The following is a 4,007-nucleotide window of genomic DNA, read 5'->3' as shown; positions in this document are numbered from 1 at the left end:
TCCAACCGACGCCAATTGCATCGGATGCGAATACGCGACTCCCGTCCTGGAGGCGGGCCCGGGACCGCGCGGAAACGGCCCCATCAGGGACGTTGGCCTCGGAAGCACGGTAGCTGTTGCGGCGCCGAGTGTCTGTGGGCCTCACTCCATCGAGCGATTGAACTGCGAAGACGCTCCCGAGTCGCATCTGATGCGAAATTCTCGCGTCAGATGCGATAGACGGAGAGTGATGGCGGATGGGTGGGGACAGCCTCGTTCCAGGGTCTGCTCGGCTGCACCTGATCGACGGTCTGCCGCTGCTGCGGCCGGACGAGCAGGTCTTCGAGGCGATGATCAAGGGCTGGCGCAACCAGCAGCTCGCCCGGAACCTCTCGCCGGGGTACGTCAATGACCAGGACCGCACGGTGCGGGCCTTCACCCGGCATGCCGACGCGATGCCGTGGCAGTGGACGCCGCAGCACGTCGACGAGTGGTCGGCGGATCTGCGGGCCGTGCACGGGTGTGTCCGCTCCACCCTGCGCAACTACCAGGGCTCCGTCCGCCAGTTCTGCGACTTCCTGACCAACCCCGCCTACGGCTGGAGCGACGAGTGCCTGCGGCACTTCGGGACCCACCCGGTCCAGGTGGTCTACGACTGGAACGCTGCAACGCATGCCGATGAAGCCGAGGGCGAGCCGGAACGCCGGGCCTTCACCAGGCCCGAGCTGGAAGCGTTCTTCGACCACGCCGACGAGGAAGTCCTGCGTGTCCGCGGCAAGGGTCGCAAGGGCTGGCTGCCGGCCTTCCGGGACGCCACCTTGTTCAAGACCGCGTACGCCTACGGCCTGCGCCGCAACGAGACCCGGATGCTCGACCTCACCGACTTCGGCCGCAACCCAGAGGGCCGGGAGTTCGGCGAGTACGGCACCCTGCTCGTCCGCTACGGCAAGGCCAAGAAGGGCTCGCCGCCCAAGCGCCGCAGCGTGCTGACCGTCTGGCACTGGACACCCGGCACCGTCGAGGAGTGGATCAGCGAGGTCCGGCCCGGGATGCGGCACTCAACCAGCCGGGCCCTCTGGCCCTCCGAGCGAGGCCCGCGGGTCGGGCTCCAGCGGCTGGACTCCCGCTTCTCCACCTACCGTGACGCCGTCGGCCTGGACCCCGCGCTGGAGTTCCACTCGCTACGTAGGTCCTACATCACGCACCTGATCGAGGACGGCCACGATCCGCTGTTCGTCCAGCAGCAGGTCGGTCATGACCATGCCTCCACCACCGCGATCTACACCTGCGTCTCCTCCGACTTCCGCACCCGCTCCCTGCGTCGCGTCCTGGACGCCACCATTGAGGCCGCTCTGCGGCCGGGAAGGACCTCCTGATGCCACGCCAGGTCAGCTACCGATGGCGTCTTCGGGAACTGATGGCCGCCCGCGGCATGTTCACCGTCGCCGAACTCATGCCGCACCTGACCGAACGCGGCATCACGCTGTCTTCCTCTCAGGTCCACCGCCTGGTCTCCGGCACGCCGGAACGGCTTTCCCTGCCGGTGCTGGCCACCCTCTGCGACATCCTCGACTGCACGCCCACCGACCTGATCACCACCTCGGCCCAGAACCTCCCAGCCCGCCGAGCGGCCGGAGAGGAAGCGCCGATCAACCTGGCTGCCCGGCGACCCACGCGGGTCCGGCTGACGCCGGAGGGATGAGCGGTGACGCCGGAGGAGTACGAGCGGTGGATGATCCGCGACTGCGCACGCTGCGGCCGTCGAGCCTCGAAGTCCGCCGAGTGGTCAGACGGTCCGATCTGCCGGACCTGCTACGACCGCGCCATGCGTGTCCGCGGCCGCTGCCCCGGCTGCCGAGCCAACCGGCTGCTGCCAGGCCGGGACACCGCCGGCACGCCGATCTGCCGCGACTGCTCGGGCATCACCCGCGACTTCTTCTGCGACCGCTGCGGCTTCGAGGGGTTGCTCCTTGGCAGGCGCCTCTGCGAACTCTGCGCTCTCGCCGACACTCTCGGCCGACTCCTCGACGACGGCACCGGCCATGTCGGTCCTTCACTGCAACCGCTGGTCACTGCCCTGCTGGAGATGGACCGGCCCAAGAGCCGCCTGATCTGGCTCCGCAACCCCAACGTCGTCCGTCTCCTCCGGGGCCTGGCCACCGGCAGCATCCCGCTCACCCATGACGGGCTGCACCAGGAGACACCTTGGCGAACCGTCGTCCACCTGCGTGACTTGCTGATGGACAGCGGTGTCCTGCCACGCGTCGACCGGCAGCTTCTGCTCTATCAGCGCTGGCTGGCCGAGCGGCTCGCCACCATTGAGGACCCCGAACACCGTCGTCATCTCCAGCACTTCGCCACCTGGCACCAGATGCGGCGTCTGCGGAGCAAGGCGGAGAAGGGACCGCTGGGACGCTCCCAGACCAACCAGACGAAGCAGGAGATCACCCAGGCCGGCGCCTTCCTCGCCCAGCTCGCCGACCGAGGCCGCACCGTCGAACACTGCCAGCAAGCTGACCTCGACGCCTGGCACACCGAGAAGCCGGCCACCCGCCGCCCGGCCCAGACGTTCCTGCGCTGGTGCATGAAGACGGGCCGGATGCCCCGTCTCACCCTGCCACCCCAGATCATCAACCAAGACCAAACACCCCTGCACCAGCACCAGCGACTCGCCATACTCCGGCGGGTCCTCAACGACGACTCCCCGCCCCTACGGGCCCGGGTCGCCGCCGCGCTTGTCCTCCTCTACGCGCAACCCGTTACCCGCATCGTCCGCCTCACTGCCAACGACGTCATCGACGACGGGACCACCGTCACCGTCCGGCTGGGAGACCCACCCTCCCCACTTCCGGAGCCCGTCGCTGACCTCGTGCGAGCATACGTCCAGTCCTGTCAGCACCTGCCCTACGCCAGCAGCAGAAGCTCCCGCTGGCTCTTCCCCGGCCGCCAGCCCGGCCAGCCGATGAACCCGGTCAGCCTCCAAGTCCACCTGCGAAAGATCGGCGTTCCACCACAACGCGGCAGGACCTCCGCGATCCGCCAACTCGTCCTCCAAGCCCCGGCCCCCGTCATCGCAAAGGCCCTCGGCTATCACGACAAGACAGCCACCCGCCTCGTCACCGAGGCCGGTGGAACCTGGAGCAGATACGCCCCCGGCGACCACACACGGTGACGTCGCCACCAATCTCATCTGCGAGCCCTGCCCGACCAGGTGGGTGGGCTAATCAATCGCTAGCTACGGACAATTACCCACTTCTCATTCTCCTCGTCCCAGGAAATGCGGATGTCTTCCCCATCACGGCCGCCAGCAACGAGATCATCGAAGCTACGAACCAGGGCGCTGTGGGCGCCTTGCGGAAGATTTCCAGGGATCCGAACACTCAGTTGCCCGTCCTCGGTACGCAGGATCAGGACATCCCACTTTCCCTGGATGGCGTGGCGTCCTGAGGAGATGGACTCAATGAAGTTGAAGAAGGCTCGGTAGGTCGAGGTCGCCGCCTGAGAAGCGATGCCCTGAACGAAGGGGACGGCTATCCATGTGGCAGTGATCACGACGACCCACCCGCCTGGCTCGTTTCCCCTCTGTGCCGGCAAGACGACATCGACGGCCTCGATCAGCAGTCGCAAGAGCCGGCGCCGTACGACGTTGCGGACCCTGATAGGCCAGGGAACGAGGATGGGCTCTGGGGGGAGCCCACCCACAGTTCGCTCGATGTGCCAAGTTCCCGCTTCTCGTTTGGTGTTACCCAGCATCGGTCACCCCCCGAGACCACCAGATCACGCTCGGGGAGCGAGCGTCCAGAGGTTCACGCCAATGCGCTACTTGGTGGCATGGACCGGTACCCGCAGCGAAACGCGCATCCGCCCCTTTGCGCAAGGGCATCAACGGGGCAAAACCCGGTGGCTGGGCATAGCGCCAGCGACCATGGGCTTGTATCAGCCCTTCGCTGAGCGACTACTCAACGCGAGCAGATGGGGTGCCGTCGACGGAATACGCGACACTTGAACATGCGACCTCACCAGTCCCG

General features: G+C 67.1%; 4 protein-coding genes. 3 read left to right on the top strand and 1 reads right to left on the bottom strand.

The genetic code is table 11. From position 1 onward, the window contains the following. Positions 1-236 precede the first annotated feature (236 nt). The 3 genes from ACIBBH_RS42395 to ACIBBH_RS42385 all read left to right on the top strand — a co-directional run bounded on the left by ACIBBH_RS42395 (position 237) and on the right by ACIBBH_RS42385 (position 3,151). Positions 237-1,355 carry a tyrosine-type recombinase/integrase gene (locus tag ACIBBH_RS42395; RefSeq protein WP_399414325.1) on the top strand — a complete coding sequence of 373 codons (1,119 nt, stop codon included), beginning with the start codon at positions 237-239 and terminating at the stop codon, positions 1,353-1,355. After that, positions 1,355-1,681 carry a helix-turn-helix domain-containing protein gene (locus tag ACIBBH_RS42390; RefSeq protein WP_399414323.1) on the top strand — a complete coding sequence of 109 codons (327 nt, stop codon included), beginning with the start codon at positions 1,355-1,357 and terminating at the stop codon, positions 1,679-1,681. Before ACIBBH_RS42395 ends, ACIBBH_RS42390 begins: the two co-directional genes overlap by 1 nt. 123 nt (positions 1,682-1,804) lie before the next feature. Continuing rightward, a complete protein-coding gene (locus tag ACIBBH_RS42385) occupies positions 1,805-3,151 on the top strand; it encodes a hypothetical protein (RefSeq protein ID WP_399414321.1) in 1,347 nt (448 codons plus the stop codon). Positions 3,152-3,210: 59 nt separating this feature from the next. On the opposite strand, the gene ACIBBH_RS42380 is transcribed toward ACIBBH_RS42385, so the two are convergent. Continuing rightward, positions 3,211-3,606 carry a hypothetical protein gene (locus ACIBBH_RS42380; protein WP_399414318.1) on the bottom strand — a complete coding sequence of 132 codons (396 nt, stop codon included), beginning with the start codon at positions 3,604-3,606 and terminating at the stop codon, positions 3,211-3,213. Positions 3,607-4,007: the final 401 nt, after the last annotated feature.

Origin of the sequence: Streptomyces sp. NPDC051636 (genome assembly GCF_044453765.1) — a bacterium.
In the GTDB taxonomy this organism is placed as follows: domain Bacteria; phylum Actinomycetota; class Actinomycetes; order Streptomycetales; family Streptomycetaceae; genus Streptomyces.
The sequence above is the reverse complement of the archived record's forward strand: the minus strand, read 5'-3'. Positions and strand labels throughout refer to the sequence as shown.

Excerpts from the sequence above, each read along its gene's own strand:
- ACIBBH_RS42395 (WP_399414325.1), top strand. The coding sequence starts at position 237 with ATGGGTGGGGACAGCCTCGTTCCAGGGTCTGCTCGGCTGCACCTGATC.
- ACIBBH_RS42390 (WP_399414323.1), top strand. The coding sequence starts at position 1,355 with ATGCCACGCCAGGTCAGCTACCGATGGCGTCTTCGGGAACTGATGGCC.
- ACIBBH_RS42385 (WP_399414321.1), top strand. The coding sequence starts at position 1,805 with ATGCGTGTCCGCGGCCGCTGCCCCGGCTGCCGAGCCAACCGGCTGCTG.